Genomic DNA, 18,561 nt, shown 5'->3' with positions numbered 1-18,561 from the left:
ATTTCCTTAAAAAATTCCCTAAAACCGATTGACAAAAATTATATATATATATAATGGTTGTGGAAAATTTTAAGAAAAATGGAGATACGAAAATATGAGAAAGAAACTAGCGTTAATTGCTATAACTGCACTGTCTGTTTTATTTCTTTCTGCTTGTTCTTCTAAGGAAGATACCACTTCAACAAGTAGCACTACTGAATCAACTAATTTAATTTCTTCAACTGAAACTGTGGTTAGTTCATCAAGCTCAACAGAAGCAGTTAATAGTGATTTTAATCCAACAGATACGTCTGATTCAACAATTGAAAGTATTGTGACCTATAATGATTATTTGAAAATGTATGAAGCTATCGTAAATGAATACATTTCAAATTATGAAGCAGTCGTCTCACAATATGGTTTAGGAGATGCCGAATCTTATCAATCAATGAGAGATTCTGTAACTTCTAGTGTAGAAACACAAAAAGAAACGTATGGTTCTTTAGGAAATGCTAGAATTACTGGAAAAGAAAGTATAGTAGAGTATTTAAAGGACTATCGTGACAGTCTAAAATCATATACAGATCAAATGGCAATAGCTTTACAATAAGAATGGTGAACTAAATGAATAATAATGTTGGTAAAGCTTTACTTGGTTGTTCTGGAATTTTAGCGATTATTATCATTTTTTCAGGACTTCTCAAACTATTATTTGGAGATTTTGCAATGATGTATAGTCTCATGTTTCTGATACTTATGGTAGCTGTTTTAGCACAAATTATCGATGGACTTACCAAAGCAGGAAAATGGGTTGGTTTAGGTGCTATTTTAGGTAATGTATTTAACAATAAGATTAATGCTGATGCTGCAATAAAGTCTGGAAAAACATTTAAAAAGAAAAAAATAGAGACTAAAAATTCCATTGTGAATAATGTTGTTGATTTTGTTTCCCCAACAATGGAAGATGATAAAACTACTAAAAGTGTAGAGGATTCAAGCTTTATTGGTGAGGAAGATTATCAAGAATTTCAAGAATTCTTAAAATGGAAAAAATTACAAGAAACCAAGGATAATAATGATTAATATTTTATAGTGTAATTTATAACTTAAAGAAGTAGGATTATGAAAACAAAAAAATTAGCTTTAATTAACGGGATTGTAGGACTTGTCGGAGGAATTTTTCTGCTAATAGCGGTCTTTATTATCACAGCAAGCGTATTAAATGATGTCGCAACTACACTTGATACTGCTTACAATGGTGGTTCAGCAATTTCAATTACTTCAACGACACTAGCTAGCACTTTAGCTTTATTTGTTAAAATTGCTATTTTAGTTCTTGGAATTGTAGGTTCTGTATATTATAAAGATGACGACCGTATTGGTTCAGCACCTAATGTATTGCTAATTGTTGGAGGAGCTTTGGCAATTATCCCATTTTTAGGCTGGGTTGGTGGAATTTTAGCTATTATTGGTGGTTCACTATACCTTGCTAGTTTGAAAAAGTTTCAAGAGTAATTGTAAGAATTTAGAACGTTGGAAATAAAATATGGAAAATAAAAATAATGAACATAAAGTTGTTGCGATAATTGCGGTTGTTGTAGGAGGAATAGCGCTTTTAACTTCTTGGATGCCATTTATCAATAATGGTTCAGCTGCTTTAGCTTTAGTAGCTCTTATTCTAGGCGCCATATCAGTAATAATTAATAGAAAAAATAAAAAGGTTTTATCACTAGTTTCAATTATTGTTGCAATATTAGCATTTATCATTGTTTTGATAACTCAATCTGCCTACGGTGCAGCGATTGATTCTGCTATGGATAATTCATCAAGTGCAGATAAAACAGGAAATATAGTTGCTTCTAAAACTAAATCAAGCAAGGAAGCAAGTTTCTTAGAAGAAATTAATAAATTGGCAGATTCTTCGGTTTCTACTGATGAGTTATATATAACTGGAAAAATTACTGTTGGGGAATCTGGTGATATTAAGCCTGGAATCTATGATTTAGAGATTACTGGTGGCAATGGCAATATCATGGGTGATAGAAGTAAGACGTATTCTGGACTATATATCAACTGGACTGGTGCTTCGACAGACAGTGGGGATACAACTTCTCCGTCAGTAATCAGAGTTATATTATTTGAAGGTGACACTTTAGACTTTTCAAATATTTCTAAAATCAAACTTACAGCAGTTGAGAATGTTTCACAATCAAATGAAATTGGAATTGGCAATTATGTTGTCGGTAGAGATATTCCAGCTGGAACATATACTTTAAGCACAAACATGACGATGGATACTGAATTTGAAAACTTGGGTTGGAATATAGGAATTTATAATGAGGAATCTGGTGATGAACGAAGTCAATCTTTAAATCCAGGTAATATGGACGTTACTGTTAAACTATCTGAAGGAGAAATTATCACAACCTCTTTTTATAATACAGATGATGCAGTACCAGCAGATTCAGCAAAATTGATTTTCACTCCAGTAAGTAACTGAGTTTGTTTGAAAGACTTCCTGAAGGAGGTCTTTTTTGAGTGAAAAAATTATTTGGGGTGAATAAATAACCAAATTTCTTTCCCAATTTTCTGAATATTTGTTATAATAGTAAATTATATAATAAAATTTGAATTAGAAGGATTTGAGTGTTTAGCAAGGGGAGGTTTGAATAACTGTATCTGAGCTAAAAGGGAAAACTGGTTAGTAGTAGATGTTCTGCTTTACTTTTTTTCGATTGAAAGGCTCTGTGAGCCGCTTCAACGCTCTGGGTATCTTAAATATGACTGCACAAAAAATGACTGCTCAAGAAATTATCGCATTTATCGGAAATGCGGAGAAAAAAACAAATGTTAAAGTGACATTTGAAGGTGAATTGGCAGCAGCTGTTCCAGAAAGTGTCATTAAGCTTGGTAATGTGCTTTTTGGTGACTGGAAAGACATTGAGCCACTTTTAGCAAATTTAACTGAAAATAAGGATTACGTTGTTGAACAAGATGGTCGTAATTCAGCGGTGCCATTGCTTGATAAACGCCGTATTAATGCTCGTATCGAACCAGGGGCTATCATTCGTGACCAAGTAACAATCGAAGACAATGCGGTTGTTATGATGGGTGCCGTGATTAATATTGGTGCTGAAATCGGTGCAGGAACAATGATTGACATGGGTGCTGTTCTTGGTGGTCGTGCCATTGTTGGTAAAAATAGCCATATCGGTGCAGGTGCCGTTCTTGCAGGTGTAATTGAACCAGCTTCAGCTGACCCAGTTCGTATCGGAGACAATGTCCTTATCGGTGCTAATGCGGTCGTTATCGAAGGGGTTCAAGTCGGTAATGGTTCTGTTGTTGCTGCGGGAGCTATTGTTACCAAAGATGTCCCTGAAAATGTTGTTGTAGCAGGTGTTCCAGCGCGTGTCATTAAAGAAATTGATGCCAAAACACAACAAAAAACAGCACTCGAAGACGCTTTGCGTAATTTGTAATAAAGGAAGTTGAGATAAAAGATGCTCAGCTTCATTACTTATGTAGTTGTAGTAAGCAAGGCGCAGTAGTTGAGTGGGTTCTAATACGCTGATGAATCAGCTTTTACAACCCTACTCAACCTTGCGGGGGTGGGACGACGAAATCGAATTTTTTTGAAATTACCGATTCGCTTTTTAATTTCTAGGCTCATGAATAAAATCTCCACTGGAGATTTTATTTGTTCCACTCCCTTTTAAAAAATAAAGGAAAAAATATGACTTTAGATTTAGTTAATATCCGCCGTGATTTGCACCAGATTCCTGAAATTGGTTTGGAAGAATTTAAAACACAAGCTTATCTTTTGGAGCGTATTGCAGAAATTACGGCTGGAAAAGGTTTTGTAGAGCAACGTACTTGGCGAACAGGGATTCTGGTCTTTTTAAATGGTTTGGCTCCTGAAAAGACGATTGGTTGGCGAACAGACATTGACGCTTTGCCTATTGTAGAAGAAACTGGTTTGCCATTTGCTAGCCAGCACGAGGGACGCATGCATGCTTGTGGTCATGATATGCACATGACCATTGCGCTTGGATTACTTAATGAATTGGTGCAAGTGCAGCCAAAAAATAATGTACTCTTTCTTTTCCAACCAGCAGAGGAGAATGAAGCTGGTGGCATGCTCATGTATCAAGATAATGCCTTTGGCGATTGGAAACCAGATGAATTTTATGGTCTTCATGTTCGCTCTGATTTCAAGGTTGGTGATATTGCGACCAATACCTCAACATTATTTGCAGGGACTTGTGAAGTATTGGTGACGTTTAAAGGAAAAGGAGGTCATGCTGCTTTTCCACATGAAGCAAATGATGCTTTGGTGGCTGCTTCGTATTTTGTCACACAAGTACAGACAATTGTTAGCCGTAATGTTGACCCAATTCAAGGTGGCGTAGTGACTTTTGGTTCTTTCCACGCTGGAACTACCAATAATGTTATTGCTGAAACGGCGCGCTTGCATGGTACTATTCGGACATTGACGCAAGATATGAGCTTGCACATTCAAAAGCGTTTAACAGAAATTGCTAAAGGTGTTGCTGCTAGCTTCGGTATGGAAGTTGATGTCAATTTGAAACAAGGTGGTTATTTGCCTGTGGAAAATAATCCAGAATTGGCACAAGATTTAATGGCGTTCTTCCGAAATCGAGAGGCTGTTAATTTGATTGATTGCCCACCTGCGATGACTGGAGAAGATTTTGGTTACCTCTTAAATAAAATTCCAGGTGTGATGTTTTGGCTTGGCGTTGATACGCCTTATGCGCTTCATCACCCACAAATGAGCCCGAATGAAGCTGCTTTACCATTTGCGGTTAGTGAGATTTCAGCTTTTCTCAAAGAAAAAGCGGAGTAGTTATAACTAAAAGAACTTGGAGAATCAAAACTCAAGTTCTTTTTTAGGTAACAAAAAAGCCGCTATTGGGAGTTAGCGGCTTAAAAAGGGAAAGACATGATTTCTCAATCATGTCCAGGAGATTTATGAAAAGGGAACAACTCCAAAAGAGCTAATTCCCAGCGGTTTGGGAGAACCGCTATTTAGGATGTTTACAGTATATCGGAGAAGCCTTAAAGAAACCTTAAAATAAATTTTAAGATTTTTACTAAGTAAAAAACCAGTTTTGTGTTATCATAATAGCATGGAAAAATCACAGTTAAGAGCAGCTATTCTGACTCAGTTAAAAGAGCATGACAAGGTGGAGAAAATCGCTAAAGATAGGGATTTGTTAGAAGATTTAGTCGCGTCGGCAGCTTATCAAAATGCGCAAACAATCGCAACGTATTTAGCTTTTGATTTTGAATACGATACGCAATTGTTAATCAATCAAGCCCAAAAAGATGGGAAAAAAATTCTTGTTCCCAAGACTTATTCCAAAGGAAAAATGATTTTTTGCCCTTACGATACGAATAATTTGAAGAAAACGAGGTTTGGTCTGTGGGAGCCAGTGGTAGCTAATGCTGTGGATAAATCGCAAATTGATATCATTCATGTTCCGGGCGTAGGATTCAATTCAGTTGGCTTTCGTATCGGATATGGCGGCGGGTACTATGACCGTTATTTAGCTGATTATGACGGACATACCGTTAGCACGATTTATGAGTTTCAGAAAGCAGAGTTTCAGGCAGATTGTCATGATATAGCTGTGAAGGAGGTTTTTAGTAGATGAAAAATGAAATTAAAAGAAGTCCAATAACGATATTTTTATTGGTTTTAACAACACTCGTTTTTTTAGCAATGCAGATTGTGTATTTTGGTAATGCGACCTCTTGGCAAGCGATTCTTAATTTTGGTGGCATGTATGGTGCTTATGTTAGCCTAGCTCCGACGCAATTGTGGCGTTTAGTGACACCAATTTTTGTTCATATCGGTTGGGAACATTTTTTCTTCAATGCCTTAACACTTTATTTTGTTGGACAAATTGCAGAGCAGATTTGGGGGCATCATAAATTTTTGGCGCTTTATGTGTTATCAGGAGTGGTTGGAAATGTCTTTACCCTTTTCTTTACGCCAAATGTGATTGCGGCAGGTGCTTCAACATCGCTATTTGGTGTCTTTGCAGCTATTATGGTAGTTGGCTATTTTGGTAGAAATCCTTTTTTGAAAGAATTGGGGCGCAATTACCAGTTGTTGATTTTGATTAATTTACTTTTTAATTTATTCACCCCAGGTGTCGGGATTATCGGACATATTGGCGGTCTTGTTGGTGGTATTTTATGTGCTATCTTCTTACCAACACTTGTAGAAAAAGATATGTTTAAATCTTGGCAACGTTGGCTTGCGGCAGGTGCGTATATTATTTTAAATCTTATTTTGATTTTAGCTGCGTTAAGATAAAAATAAATCCCTTAGAAATTTTTCTAAGGGATTGTTTTATAGTATTTTATTTAGTTTCTTCTTTTTTTGAATCAGCTTCTAATTCTTTACCTAAATCGATAAGATATTGTTTCATGCTATCTTTGATTTGAGGGTGTTGAAGGGCATAGTCAATAGAAGTTTTCATAAAGCCAAATTTGTCACCGACATCATAGCGGTCACCGTTAAATTGGCGTGCAAAAACACGTTGTGTTTTATTAAGGGTATCAATGGCATCTGTCAATTGAATTTCATTACCAGATCCAGGTTCTTGTGTTTCAAGGATATTGAAGATTTCTGGAGTAAGAAGATAACGACCGATGATTGCAAGGTCACTTGGTGCATCTTCAGGGGCTGGTTTTTCAACAAATGTTTCAACGCTATAAAGTCCGTCAATAACTTCGCCTTGAGGAGCAATAACACCGTAAGATGATACTTCTTCGTGTGGTACAGACATAACGGCGATAGTTGATGCGTGTGTGGTTTCGTAGTCATTGATCAGTTGTTTTGTCAATGGTACAGCTTTATTTTTATTGATGTCCATAAGGTCGTCACCAAGCATAACTACGAAAGGTTCGTTGCCAACAAAAGCTTTGGCTTGTAAAACGGCGTCTCCCAATCCGCGTGGATGGCTTTGACGGATAAAGTGAAGATTAATAGCTGTTGTATCATTCACAAGTTTGAGAAGGTCAGTTTTCCCTTTATGTTCCAAATTGTATTCTAACTCAAAATTTGAATCGAAGTGGTCTTCGATTGAACGTTTTGATTTCCCAGTAACAACCAAAATGTCTTCAATACCTGATTTCAAGGCTTCTTCGACGATAAATTGAATGGTTGGTTTATCAACAATTGGAAGCATCTCTTTAGCGAGTGCTTTAGTGGCTGGCAAGAAGCGTGTTCCAAGACCAGCAGCGGGAATGACGGCTTTTCTAACTTTTCTCATATGAGAACTCCTTTTCATAAATTAACTATACTGAACTAAATTATACTACAATTCTAATATTAGTGCCATTCATTTTCAGAACGAAAATCATTTGACATCATACCTAAGATACTTCCACGGACGTCGCCACCTTCATAGATGACTTTGTAGATAGCGCTAGTGATTGGCATGTAAACATCTAATTCTTTAGCAAGTTCATAAGCAACTTTAGTGGTTGAAATCCCCTCAATAACCATACCCATATTTTTTTCGATGTCTTCGAGTTTTTCACCACGGCCAAGTGCGTCGCCAGCTCGCCAGTTACGAGAATGAACAGATGTTCCTGTCACGATAAGGTCACCGACACCAGAAAGTCCGCTATAAGTTAGTGGATTAGCTCCCATTTTAACCCCAAGACGAGTGATTTCAGCAAGTCCACGTGTGATAACAGCTGCTTTGGCATTATCACCGTATCCAAGACCGTGGAGGGCACCAGCACCAACAGCAATGATATTTTTAAGAGCACCAGCTGTTTCAACACCGATAACATCAGTATTAGTGTAAAGTCGGAAATAATTGTTGCTAAAGAGTTCTTGAACGTATTTAGCAGCTTCGTGGTCTTTTGAAGCAGCTGTAATCAATGTAATATCGCGAACAATTGTTTCCTCAGCGTGGCTTGGTCCAGAGACAACAACGATTTCAGAACGCAATTCAGCAGGAATTTCTTCTTCTAAAATAGTAGAAAGACGTTCGTGTGTGCCAGGTTCAAGTCCTTTAGAAGCATGCATGATAACAGCTTTGTGGTCAAGTGTTTCAGCTACTTGTTTTGCGACTAAGCGTGTTACCTTGGTCGGTACAACAAATAAAATAGCATCAACGTCTGTTAGTGCTTCTTTTAAATTGAGTGTCGCTTTGATATTTTCAGAGATTGTAATATCTTTAAAGTAGCGAGTGTTTGTGTGTTTTGTATTTAATTCTTCAATTTGATCTGGGATATTTCCCCAAAGACAAACATCATGTCCGTTGTCATTTAATACTTGTGCAAGAGCCGTTCCCCATGAACCAGGCCCTAAGACAGCAACTTTTTGTCTTGTCATTTTTTCTCCTCTCTCAAACGAGCAAGATTTCATTTCCATTATATCACAAGAGCCCCTTGTTTGTCTTTTTTATTGGAAAGGTAATTGGGGAATTATTTGTGATAAGGGGAAATTTCAAGGTGTTTAGATGATGTTTTTGAAAAATAACTTGTGGTATAATGAAATGACGTTACTAGGAAAGGAAGAAATAAGTTTTGATTGATTTAGAAGAGATTTTATCCAAAATGAATCCCAATCAAAAAATCAACTATGACCGTGTCATGCAACAAATGGCAAAACGGTGGATGCAAGAAGAGATTCGACCACGTATTCTTGTCCATGTTTGCTGCGCACCTTGTTCAACTTATACTTTAGATTATTTAACGCAATATGCTGATTTGACGGTTTATTTTGCCAACTCAAACATTCATCCCAAGGAAGAATATTACCGTAGAGCTTATGTCGTTCAAAAATTTGTATCGGATTTTAATGAAAAAACAGGCAATAACGTTCAATTTATTGAAGCGCCTTACGACCCGTCGGAGTATTTTCAAAAAGTTCATGGTTTTGAGGAGGAACCTGAGGGTGGCGAGCGTTGCCGTGTTTGCTTTGATTACCGTTTAGATAAGGCAGCAAAAATGGCTGTTGAGCTTGGCTTTGATTATTTTGCCAGTGCCTTGACCATTAGTCCGCACAAAAATTCACAGGTTATTAATAGCGTGGGAATCGAAGTCCAAAAAGTTTATGCAACCAAGTACTTACCAAGCGATTTCAAGAAAAATAATGGCTACCGCCGTTCAGTAGAAATGTGCGATGAATATGACATCTATCGTCAATGTTATTGTGGCTGTGTTTTTGCCGCTAAAATGCAGGGCATTGACTTCACCCAAATCAAAAAAGAAGCCAAAGAATTTATGGTCGGAAAAGACGGTGAAAAAGAATTCCCACACATCCGCTTTACCTTCGAGGGAAAAGAAATTTAATACAAGAAAAGCAGAATTAGTTTCAAGCTAGTCCTGCTTTTTTGTTGGCAATAAAATTTTTTGAAAGCAAAAATGATATTTTTCATAAAAGTATATATTTATATTTAAAAACTATGTTAAACCGTGATAAAATAGGGGATAATTAAGAAGAGGGAAGATAGATTTGGAGATTGGAAAATAAATCGGTATGAAAATTAAAACATTTACGAGTAATTTTTATCATTTAATTTTAAGTCGTTCAACGAGAAATATAGCGGATAGTTTTTATTTGATTGTTCTTTCTATTGGTTTGGCACAGGTATATCAAATAGACGCTGCGAAATTGTCTTTATTTACTTTACTTGGTCTGCTTCCTAATGTGACCTCGATTTTCTAAGGTCCTTTTTAAATCGCATAAAGAATGACAAAAAATGGTTAATGATTTTTTAAATATCGCAATTAGTTGTAATTGTGGGAATTATTTTGTGTCTTAACTATCAATTTGCTGTTCTTTGGATGTATAGTTTGAATTTCATTTTTAATTTGCTGACAACGTTATTAAATACCATGCAAATAAAAATTACTTCTTAAACTTTGGATAATGATAGCGAGCTGATTGATAAATCTGTTAATATTCAATACAAAACGTCAAATGTGCTAGATATTATTAGTAATTTCATAGCTTCCTCTTTGTTGGCTTTTATTTCATATCTAGTCCTTTTGCAACTTAGTATTCCATTTTTTATAGGAGCTATCTATTTTATGTTTCGAGTTAACTTGACACTAGGGCGACAAGTCAATCTTCTAAGGAGCATGAGAAAGAAAAACTTCGTCTATTAGAATCGGTAGAGGCGTTTAGAGAGTCAAAATTTGCTTCGCTTATTATTTTCATCGAGGCTTTTTTGAGTGGGGGTACGGATTTACTGTTGACTCTTGTTCCTTTATATTTACTGCAGGAGAAAATTCCTATTGGGTATTTAGGTTTTGTGATTGCTGTGCAACGTGGAGCAGATTTGATTGGAGCACTTTTAGCACCACGTATCAGAATACGTCCTAGACATTTTTTCTGCATTGACAATATCATATCTGGACTGTGCTTGTTATTTGTATTCATTATTCCTTATCCATTGGTGAAATTACTGCTATTTTTTGCCCTACCATTTACGGAATTAAATAGTGTAAGGAAAAATAGTAATAAGTAAACTTTCTTTGTTTCCAAGCAAGGAAGGTTTTTTGATGAATAGCTTTTATGTTATAATTATGAAGATGATTTAATACAGAGAAAAGGAGACAAATTGAGTAAAATTAGAGGATTTGAATTGGTTTCACAATTTACTGATGAAACATTGCTACCAAAGCGAGAAACAGCACACGCTGCAGGCTATGATTTGAAAGCTGCGGAAACAACAGAAATTGCAGCTGGGGAGATTAAATTAGTGCCAACTGGTGTCAAAGCTTACATGCAAGCTGGTGAGGTGCTTTATCTTTTTGACCGTTCTTCAAATCCGCGTAAAAAAGGCTTGGTTTTGATTAATTCGGTAGGTGTCATTGACGGTGATTATTATGGCAATCCTGCTAATGAAGGTCACATTTTTGCACAAATGAAAAATATTACTAATGAGACTGTTGTGGTCGAAGCTGGCGAACGCATTGTTCAAGGTGTTTTTATGCCTTTCTTAGCTGCTGACGGTGACGAAGCAGATGGCGTTCGTATAGGCGGCTTTGGTTCAACAGGCAAATAAGTGATATTTGCGAGTTGATAGGAGATTTTTATGAGAGTAATATTTGTGCGACATTCTGAACCCGACTATTCCATGTTAGATAGGTGTGAGAACCCTGAAAAATATAGTGGTTTTGGACGTGATTTAGCACGAGAGGTTGCTAAAAAGAGGTATTTCAATCTGCTGATGTCATTATCTCATCCTCGATAACTCGTGCACTTGAAACAGCAACTTATATCGCACGTGAAACTGGCTTGGATCTTTTAGTTGAGCCTTTCTTTCATGAGTGGCGACCTGATTTAGATAGTTTGAATTACACAGGAGAAGCTGTTGCAAAAGCTTATCGGATTTTTTGGGAAAATAATGGAAAATTAGAAGAAAACTCTTGTTATCGATATGAGACAGCAGAACAAGTTAAGCAACGTTTTCTAGCCGCTTTGGAAAAATATCGTAGATATGACACGGTTATTATTGTGCCCCACGGTGTGCTAATGCGCCAATTTGTTTCTCAGAAAGAAATTGCTTATAGTGAAATAATAACAGTAGATTTATAAGTAGGAGGTAATGGGCTATCGCTAAGAAAAAAACAACATTTATTTGTCAGGAGTGTGGCTATCATTCTCCGAAATATTTGGGTCGTTGTCCGAATTGTTCGTCCTGGACGTCTTTTGTTGAAGAAGTTGAGGTGCAAGAAGTCAAAAATGCGCGTGTTAGTTTGACGGGTGAAAAGAGTAAACCAACTAAGTTAAAGGATGTTAGCTCGATTCATTATTCACGCACGAAGACTGACATGGATGAATTTAACCGCGTGCTTGGTGGCGGTGTGGTGCCAGGTAGTTTGGTGCTTATCGGTGGTGACCCAGGTATCGGAAAATCAACTCTTCTTTTGCAGGTATCTATTCAACTTGCAGATAAGGGAACGGTTCTTTACGTTTCTGGGGAAGAATCAGCAGAGCAGATTAAACTACGTAGTGAGCGTCTCGGCAACATTGACAATGAATTTTACCTTTATGCTGAAACGAATATGCAAGCCATTCGCGCACAGATTGAGCAAATTCAGCCTGATTTCTTGATTATTGACTCGATTCAGACAATTATGAGCCCCGATATTTCTGGGGTTCAAGGGTCGGTATCACAAGTACGTGAAGTGACCGCAGAGTTGATGCAACTGGCTAAGACAAATAATATTGCAACCTTTATTGTTGGTCACGTGACTAAGGAAGGGCAGCTTGCAGGACCGCGCATGCTTGAGCATATGGTGGATACGGTGCTTTATTTTGAAGGGGAACGTCATCACACCTTCCGTATTTTACGTGCTGTGAAAAATCGTTTTGGTTCAACTAACGAAATCGGCATTTTTGAAATGCAATCTGGTGGTCTTGTTGAAGTGCTTAATCCGAGCCAAGTTTTCTTAGAAGAACGTTTGGATGGTGCAACGGGGTCAGCTATCGTGGTTACCATGGAAGGTAGCCGTCCAATTTTGGCGGAAGTACAAGCTTTGGTAACGCCGACAGTCTTTGGAAATGCCAAACGCACCACGACAGGACTGGATTTTAACCGTGTTAGCCTTATTATGGCGGTGCTTGAAAAACGTTGTGGACTTTTATTGCAAAATCAAGATGCTTATTTGAAATCGGCTGGTGGTGTTAAACTTGATGAGCCAGCGATTGATTTGGCAGTAGCGGTAGCCATTGCGTCAAGCTATAAAGAAAAGCCAACAAATCCACAGGAAGCCTTCATCGGTGAAATTGGTTTGACAGGCGAAATTCGTCGTGTGACACGTATTGAGCAACGTATCAACGAAGCAGCAAAACTTGGTTTTACCAAAGTTTATGCTCCTAAAAACTCACTGTCAGGTATTGATATTCCAGACAATATTCAAGTCATTGGTGTGACAACTGTGGGCGAAGTCCTCAAACAAGTTTTTGCGTAAAAAGTGGGAGAGTATTTCCGCTTTTTTTATTTCCTCATTTAAAGTCATTTTAGGCGACAAGAGGTATGGAAAATGATAGAATATAAGAAAAATTTTATTAGTCACGTAGTCAAGGAGGACTTTTGATGTCTTATTTTGAAAATTTTTTGAAAACCAACCAAGCTTATGCTGATTTACATGGTACAGAGCATTTGCCACAGAAGCCCAAAACGCATGTTGCTATTGTGACTTGTATGGATTCTCGTTTACATGTGGCACAGGCTTTGGGGTTAGCGCTTGGTGATGCTCATATTTTGCGAAATGCTGGCGGTCGTGTGACTGATGATATTATTCGTTCTTTGGTGATTTCTCAGCAACAATTGGGGACACGTGAAATTGTAGTTCTTCATCACACAGATTGTGGGGCACAAAGTTTTACAAATGAAGCTTTTGCAGCGCAGTTAGAGCGTGATTTGGGTGTTGATGTCCATGATAAAGATTTTTTACCGTTTTCTGATGTGGAAGAAAGTGTGCGTGAGGACATTGCTATTTTGCGAAATTCACCTTTAATTCCAGATGATGTTGTGATTTCAGGGGCTGTTTATGATGTGGATACAGGACGTATGCGAGAAATCAAATAAATGAGTTGTGCTATTTAGACTTTTCGTTGACAGATTTTCAAGGAAGTAAGGAAGTACTATAATCTTTGTATTAAGTGCATGGTACAAACTGATTAAGGATGTCGAGGTGCAAAGATGAGAAGTTTTGAGATTAAACAAAAACTTTGGTCATTAGCTGGCAAATTTGATATTAAAGATGAAACTGGTCAACTTGCCTATCACGTTCAAGAGATTTGTTGAAAGAGCAGAAAAAAGGATTTCTACAAAAAATGTTTGTTTGATATTTTGAATAGAAAAGAGAGATAAAGTGAAGTTTTTAAATTTTTTGAACTATAAATATTTAAACTGGGTATTATATGGTGTTACATTATTTTTTATTGTTTATTACTTTTTTACCGATGATGATATTTTTTTAATTTTAGCAATACTTTTTCTTGTTTCATCTAATTTTAGTGATAACTTAATTGAAGTTCTTACAGAACCAGAAATTCGGTCTATGACGGATGAAGAACAACAGATTATTAAAGCTATGATTTTGGAAAATAAGAAAGACGTAGTAGTTATCAAAAAGATTAGAGAGTATACAAATTTAGGTGTTTTACAAGCCAAAAAAGTATATGAAAAAATAAAAAGGGTTTATAATTACAAATTAGATAATACATTAGAAGCTGGAGACAAGATTGTCTAGATAATGTGTGAGATAAAATTTTTGGCAGGTTATCATACATAAGACAAAATGTTTTTAAAACTGATAATGTATTTATTCCACAACAATTACGCATTTATTTCTGAGAAAAATATAAAGCAGGAGGATTACAATGCTGAAAACTTATTCCTTAACAAAAGATACATTATTAGTTTCGTCAGAATCAAATATCAAAAATTCTTCTGTTGTTTATGTTTATGGTGACGAACGAGAATATATCGAATCTTTTGAACATAAATATGACTTTAAAATAGGCAATATACTAACGTTTGATGATCAAGTTGCATGTGACACGATGATAGATCAGAACGATGAAAAAAGTTTGCTCGTAAGTTTTTTGTTTCCCAAGGTACATGAAGGTGGGCGTCTAGATAACCTGACGACATCTATTGTTTTCTTGGTATTTAAAAATAAGTTGATAATTTTTACAAAACAAAAATTAAAATTCATTCCCGAACTCTTATCCAATATGGTTTTACGTGATGTCAATCATTTCGTGGAGGAAGTACTTTTAAAGATCGTGCAAAAAGATTTCTATGTGATGCTTAACGACCTTCGTGGAGTCAAGGAAAAAATTGATGAATTAGACTCAGAAATATCAACGACCGGTTCACTCAGACCAGCGTTTGGTGATTTATTGACTCTTCAAAAATACATAATAGCTTTGTCAATAACTTATAAAGCTAACCATAAAGCGCTTGATTTCATTAAAAAAAATTTCACAACTATTGACGATATTGATTTTAGTACTAAAAAAATAATTGATGAGTTATACGATACAAGTGATACAATGGATAGAATCATTTTAGGTTACAGCCAATATTTGGACAAGTTGGAAAATATGATAGACAATATGATTTCGTATCAGCTAAACATGATTATGAAAACCTTAACCGAGATATCAATTGTTTTGACTATTCCAGCAATTATTTTTGGCTTTTGGGGAATCAATGTCCATGTCCCGTTTGAAAAGTCTTCTTATGGTGTTTTAGCCGTATTGATTATCTCTGCTATACTAAGTCTAATTTCCTGGTTTTTGATGCGACGTAAAACATATTTGTAAAGTATTTGTGATACCCTAATATGATTTAAAGCAGAATTTCTTTTACTTAGGCAACATTTGAGATACGATTGCGATTATAAAAATTGATATACCAACCAATGGCTGCTTGGAAGACTGACATATTAGCCTCGATATCATCGAATAACTAAATACAGAAAAATACAATAAATATTATCAAACTAGGGATTATACTAGAAAACATCAGTACATTCCTTAACTTAGGGTCTATAATTAGATAATAACCCCTAGGAAATCCAATAAAAACAACCCTTATGATCTAGGATGAAGATTATAGGGGTTATTTTTACGGGTTCTGTTGCAAAGTTTTAAATCTACTATCAGATAAGGTAGAATAATTGAAAAAGATAGCAGGAGGAATGACGATGAATCATTTTAAAGGAAAGCAATTTCAGCAGGATGTGATTATTGTAGCCGTGGGCTACTATCTTCGTTATAACCTTAGCTATCGTGAAGTTCAAGAAATCTTATATGATCGTGGCATTAACGTTTCTCATACGACGATTTATCGTTGGGTGCAAGAATATGGCAAACTACTCTATCAAATTTGGAAAAAGAAAAATAAAAAATCCTTTTATTCATGGAAAATGGATGAGACGTACATCAAAATTAAAGGCAAATGGCATGATCTGTACAGAGCAATTGATGCGGATGGATTGACTTTAGATATCTGGTTACGAAAGAAGCGGGATACTCAAGCTGCTTATGCATTCTTGAAACGACTACATAAGCAGTTTGGTGAACTTAGAGTAATTGTCACGGATAAAGCTCCGTCTATTGGAGCTGCATTTAGAAAGTTGCAGAGGAACGGTTTATATACCAAGACGGAGCATCGAACAGTGAAGTATCTCAACAATTTAATTGAGCAGGACCATCGGCCAATTAAGCGGCGTAATAAATTTTATAGAAGTCTTCGTACTGCCTCAACCACGATAAAGGGCATGGAGACCATTCGAGGAATATACAAAAAGAACCGAAGAAATGGAACACTCTTCGGGTTTTCGGTCTGTACTGAAATCAAGGTATTATTGGGAATCCCATCTTAAATCATAGATACCGTAAGGGATTTTATTCTTTATTTAAAACTTTGCAACAGAACCCGTTCAAGGATCATTTTTAAAGTTTTTAAAGGAATTCACGATTTCTGATAGTCAAGGGCAGTTTGTTAGTCATATCAAACATCATTTTAGCTTTCCTTTTCAACGGTTTACGGTAACTTTTGTGGACGGTAAACAGATTACGATTCAACAACATTTTTCATTGCTCAAAGCTAAATATGATATTTCTGATTTTGGTTTGGAAGTGGCTGAAGACATTTGGAATATGAATTTTAGTCTGCTTGACCAAGGGCGTGAAGTGGCAGGTATTCATCAAGAATGGTTCAAGATAGCCTCGACTTACCATGTTGATATTTACGATGACAGTCTTGCTGATTTAGTGATTTCGCTAGTGATTGCTATCGACTACGTCAAAGCAATCGAATCATCAAGTAGCTCTGCCTCAAGCTGATTATAGAGTTGGAAAGTAATGGTCTGGAAATAGATCGTTTTAGGTTAACAACGAGAAATCAAAACTCGCTGGAAATCAAATATTGAAAGATACCTAGGAAATCAGCTGTTTTCAGCTGATTTTTTTGTTCCAAGGATAAATATTGTGCTATAATAGAAATGATCGAAATTCAACAGGAGACGAAAATGCCTAAGAAAATTCGCGTGCGTTATGCACCAAGTCCAACAGGACTTTTACACATCGGAAATGCGCGTACTGCGCTCTTTAATTATCTTTATGCTCGTCACTATGGTGGTGATTTTGTTATCCGTATCGAAGATACTGACCGTAAACGTCATGTCGAAGACGGTGAACGTTCACAATTGGAAAACCTTAAATGGTTGGGAATAGATTGGGACGAAAGCCCACAAACTCATGAAAAATATCGCCAATCAGAACGTTTGGACATTTACCAAAAATACATCGACCAATTGTTGGCAGAAGGTAAAGCTTACAAATCATACGTTACTGAAGAAGAATTAGCTGCAGAACGTGAACGCCAAGAAGCTGCTGGTGAAACACCTCGTTATATCAACGAATTCCTTGGTATGTCAGAAGACGAAAAAGCTGCTTATATCGCAGAACGTGAAGCAAAAGGAATCGTTCCAACTGTTCGTTTGGCTGTTAATGAATCAGGTATCTACAAATGGCATGATATCGTTAAAGGCGACATCGAATTTGAAGGTGGAAACGTCGGTGGTGACTGGGTTATCCAGAAAAAAGATGGTTACCCAACATACAACTTTGCCGTTGTTATCGATGACCACTTGATGGAAATCTCTCACGTTATCCGTGGAGATGACCACATCGCAAACACACCAAAACAATTGATGGTTTACGAAGCACTTGGTTGGGAAGCACCAGAATTCGGTCACATGACATTGATTATCAACTCTGAAACTGGTAAAAAATTGTCAAAACGTGACACTAACACACTTCAATTCATCGAAGACTACCGTAAAAAAGGTTACATGCCAGAAGCAGTATTCAACTTTATCGCTCTTCTTGGTTGGAACCCTGGTGGTGAAGATGAAATCTTCTCACGTGAAGAATTGATCAAACTCTTTGATGAACACCGTTTGAGTAAATCTCCAGCTGCATTTGACCAAAAGAAAATGGACTGGATGAGCAACGAATACATCAAGAATGCTGATTTTGATACAGTCTTTGCAATGGCGAAACCATTCTTGGAAGAAGCTGGTCGTTTGACTGACAAAGCTGAAAAAATGGTTGAACTTTATAAACCACAAATGAAATCTGTTGACGAAATCATTCCATTGACTGACTTGTTCTTCGAAGATTTCCCAGAATTGACAGATGCTGAAAAAGAATTCATGGCTGGTGAAACCGTTCCAACAGTTCTTGAAGCTTTCAAAGCTAAACTTGAAGCGATGAGTGACGAAGATTTCAAATCAGAAAATATCTTCCGACAAATCAAAGCTGTTCAAAAAGAAACTGGTATCAAAGGTAAAAATCTCTTTATGCCAATTCGTATCGCTGTTTCAGGTGAAATGCACGGTCCAGAACTTCCAGATACTATCTATCTTCTTGGTCGTGAAAAATCAATTGAACACATCGAAAGTATGCTTAACAGCTTGAAATAATAGAATAAAAGCCCGAGATGTAAACCTTGGGCTTTTTGCTTAAAATAATGAATTTTGAGAAATATTTTA

18 protein-coding genes and 2 pseudogenes are annotated in these 18,561 nt (G+C 36.5%); 18 read left to right on the top strand and 2 right to left on the bottom strand.

What is annotated here, in order from left to right:
• Positions 1-94 precede the first annotated feature (94 nt).
• The 8 genes from SMA_RS09930 to SMA_RS09895 all read left to right on the top strand — a co-directional run bounded on the left by SMA_RS09930 (position 95) and on the right by SMA_RS09895 (position 6,322).
• Positions 95-589, top strand: a complete 495-nt coding sequence (locus SMA_RS09930) for a hypothetical protein (RefSeq protein ID WP_014295411.1) — start codon at positions 95-97, stop codon at positions 587-589.
• A gap of 14 nt (positions 590-603) precedes the next feature.
• Positions 604-1,062, top strand: coding sequence for a hypothetical protein (locus tag SMA_RS09925; RefSeq protein ID WP_014295410.1), 459 nt, complete (start codon positions 604-606; stop codon positions 1,060-1,062).
• Between the two features lie 39 nt (positions 1,063-1,101).
• Positions 1,102-1,494, top strand: coding sequence for a hypothetical protein (locus SMA_RS09920; protein ID WP_014295409.1), 393 nt, complete (start codon positions 1,102-1,104; stop codon positions 1,492-1,494).
• 31 nt (positions 1,495-1,525) lie between these two features.
• Entirely contained in the window at positions 1,526-2,479 is a 954-nt protein-coding gene (locus SMA_RS09915) for a hypothetical protein (RefSeq protein ID WP_014295408.1), read from the top strand.
• 280 nt (positions 2,480-2,759) lie between these two features.
• Entirely contained in the window at positions 2,760-3,458 is a 699-nt protein-coding gene (gene dapD / locus SMA_RS09910) for a 2,3,4,5-tetrahydropyridine-2,6-dicarboxylate N-acetyltransferase (RefSeq protein WP_014295407.1), read from the top strand.
• 254 nt (positions 3,459-3,712) lie between these two features.
• Entirely contained in the window at positions 3,713-4,843 is a 1,131-nt protein-coding gene (locus tag SMA_RS09905) for an N-acetyldiaminopimelate deacetylase (protein WP_044563149.1), read from the top strand.
• Between the two features lie 283 nt (positions 4,844-5,126).
• A complete protein-coding gene (locus SMA_RS09900; protein ID WP_014295405.1) occupies positions 5,127-5,654 on the top strand; it encodes a 5-formyltetrahydrofolate cyclo-ligase in 528 nt (175 codons plus the stop codon).
• Positions 5,651-6,322: a rhomboid family intramembrane serine protease gene (locus SMA_RS09895; RefSeq protein WP_014295404.1), complete on the top strand. Its 672-nt coding sequence runs from the start codon at positions 5,651-5,653 to the stop codon at positions 6,320-6,322. Before SMA_RS09900 ends, SMA_RS09895 begins: the two co-directional genes overlap by 4 nt.
• 46 nt (positions 6,323-6,368) lie before the next feature.
• On the opposite strand, the gene galU is transcribed toward SMA_RS09895, so the two are convergent.
• Both galU and SMA_RS09885 read right to left on the bottom strand, forming a co-directional pair.
• Positions 6,369-7,283 carry a UTP--glucose-1-phosphate uridylyltransferase GalU gene (gene galU, locus SMA_RS09890; protein WP_014295403.1) on the bottom strand — a complete coding sequence of 305 codons (915 nt, stop codon included), beginning with the start codon at positions 7,281-7,283 and terminating at the stop codon, positions 6,369-6,371.
• Positions 7,284-7,342: 59 nt separating this feature from the next.
• Positions 7,343-8,359 carry an NAD(P)H-dependent glycerol-3-phosphate dehydrogenase gene (locus SMA_RS09885; protein ID WP_014295402.1) on the bottom strand — a complete coding sequence of 339 codons (1,017 nt, stop codon included), beginning with the start codon at positions 8,357-8,359 and terminating at the stop codon, positions 7,343-7,345.
• Between the two features lie 194 nt (positions 8,360-8,553).
• On the opposite strand from SMA_RS09885, the gene SMA_RS09880 reads away from it, so the two are divergent.
• The 10 genes and pseudogenes from SMA_RS09880 (at position 8,554) to gltX (ending at position 18,492) form a co-directional block, all read left to right on the top strand.
• Entirely contained in the window at positions 8,554-9,321 is a 768-nt protein-coding gene (locus SMA_RS09880) for an epoxyqueuosine reductase QueH (protein WP_014295401.1), read from the top strand.
• A gap of 1,274 nt (positions 9,322-10,595) precedes the next feature.
• Complete coding sequence (locus SMA_RS09870; protein WP_014295400.1) at positions 10,596-11,042, top strand: dUTP diphosphatase; 447 nt, start codon at positions 10,596-10,598, stop codon at positions 11,040-11,042.
• Between the two features lie 30 nt (positions 11,043-11,072).
• Positions 11,073-11,575 (top strand): annotated as a pseudogene (locus SMA_RS09865) (histidine phosphatase family protein).
• A gap of 17 nt (positions 11,576-11,592) precedes the next feature.
• The gene (gene radA, locus SMA_RS09860) at positions 11,593-12,954 is read left to right on the top strand and encodes a DNA repair protein RadA (RefSeq protein ID WP_039671282.1); all 1,362 of its coding nucleotides are present in this window, start codon (positions 11,593-11,595) and stop codon (positions 12,952-12,954) included.
• 125 nt (positions 12,955-13,079) lie between these two features.
• A complete protein-coding gene (locus SMA_RS09855) occupies positions 13,080-13,574 on the top strand; it encodes a beta-class carbonic anhydrase (RefSeq protein WP_014295398.1) in 495 nt (164 codons plus the stop codon).
• A gap of 286 nt (positions 13,575-13,860) precedes the next feature.
• A complete protein-coding gene (locus tag SMA_RS09850; RefSeq protein ID WP_014295396.1) occupies positions 13,861-14,241 on the top strand; it encodes a hypothetical protein in 381 nt (126 codons plus the stop codon).
• A gap of 130 nt (positions 14,242-14,371) precedes the next feature.
• Entirely contained in the window at positions 14,372-15,322 is a 951-nt protein-coding gene (locus SMA_RS09845; RefSeq protein WP_014295395.1) for a magnesium transporter CorA family protein, read from the top strand.
• A gap of 383 nt (positions 15,323-15,705) precedes the next feature.
• Positions 15,706-16,386: an IS6 family transposase gene (locus SMA_RS09840; protein ID WP_014295394.1), complete on the top strand. Its 681-nt coding sequence runs from the start codon at positions 15,706-15,708 to the stop codon at positions 16,384-16,386.
• 67 nt (positions 16,387-16,453) lie between these two features.
• A pseudogene (locus SMA_RS09835) lies at positions 16,454-16,849 on the top strand (LURP-one-related/scramblase family protein); the annotation flags it as partial.
• A gap of 185 nt (positions 16,850-17,034) precedes the next feature.
• Positions 17,035-18,492, top strand: coding sequence for a glutamate--tRNA ligase (gene gltX / locus SMA_RS09830; protein WP_014295393.1), 1,458 nt, complete (start codon positions 17,035-17,037; stop codon positions 18,490-18,492).
• Positions 18,493-18,561: the final 69 nt, after the last annotated feature.

It is taken from the genome of Streptococcus macedonicus ACA-DC 198 (assembly GCA_000283635.1).
In the GTDB taxonomy this organism is placed as follows: Bacteria; Bacillota; Bacilli; order Lactobacillales; family Streptococcaceae; genus Streptococcus; species Streptococcus macedonicus.
The sequence above is the reverse complement of the archived record's forward strand: the minus strand, read 5'-3'. Positions and strand labels throughout refer to the sequence as shown.

Bases quoted from the DNA above. Each gene is read 5' to 3' on its own strand.
- SMA_RS09930 (WP_014295411.1), top strand. From the start codon at position 95: ATGAGAAAGAAACTAGCGTTAATTGCTATAACTGCACTGTCTGTTTTA.
- SMA_RS09925 (WP_014295410.1), top strand. From the start codon at position 604: ATGAATAATAATGTTGGTAAAGCTTTACTTGGTTGTTCTGGAATTTTA.
- SMA_RS09920 (WP_014295409.1), top strand. From the start codon at position 1,102: ATGAAAACAAAAAAATTAGCTTTAATTAACGGGATTGTAGGACTTGTC.
- SMA_RS09915 (WP_014295408.1), top strand. From the start codon at position 1,526: ATGGAAAATAAAAATAATGAACATAAAGTTGTTGCGATAATTGCGGTT.
- dapD (WP_014295407.1), top strand. From the start codon at position 2,760: ATGACTGCACAAAAAATGACTGCTCAAGAAATTATCGCATTTATCGGA.
- SMA_RS09905 (WP_044563149.1), top strand. From the start codon at position 3,713: ATGACTTTAGATTTAGTTAATATCCGCCGTGATTTGCACCAGATTCCT.
- SMA_RS09900 (WP_014295405.1), top strand. From the start codon at position 5,127: ATGGAAAAATCACAGTTAAGAGCAGCTATTCTGACTCAGTTAAAAGAG.
- SMA_RS09895 (WP_014295404.1), top strand. From the start codon at position 5,651: ATGAAAAATGAAATTAAAAGAAGTCCAATAACGATATTTTTATTGGTT.
- galU (WP_014295403.1), bottom strand. From the start codon at position 7,283: ATGAGAAAAGTTAGAAAAGCCGTCATTCCCGCTGCTGGTCTTGGAACA.
- SMA_RS09885 (WP_014295402.1), bottom strand. From the start codon at position 8,359: ATGACAAGACAAAAAGTTGCTGTCTTAGGGCCTGGTTCATGGGGAACG.
- SMA_RS09855 (WP_014295398.1), top strand. From the start codon at position 13,080: ATGTCTTATTTTGAAAATTTTTTGAAAACCAACCAAGCTTATGCTGAT.
- SMA_RS09845 (WP_014295395.1), top strand. From the start codon at position 14,372: ATGCTGAAAACTTATTCCTTAACAAAAGATACATTATTAGTTTCGTCA.
- SMA_RS09840 (WP_014295394.1), top strand. From the start codon at position 15,706: ATGAATCATTTTAAAGGAAAGCAATTTCAGCAGGATGTGATTATTGTA.
- gltX (WP_014295393.1), top strand. From the start codon at position 17,035: ATGCCTAAGAAAATTCGCGTGCGTTATGCACCAAGTCCAACAGGACTT.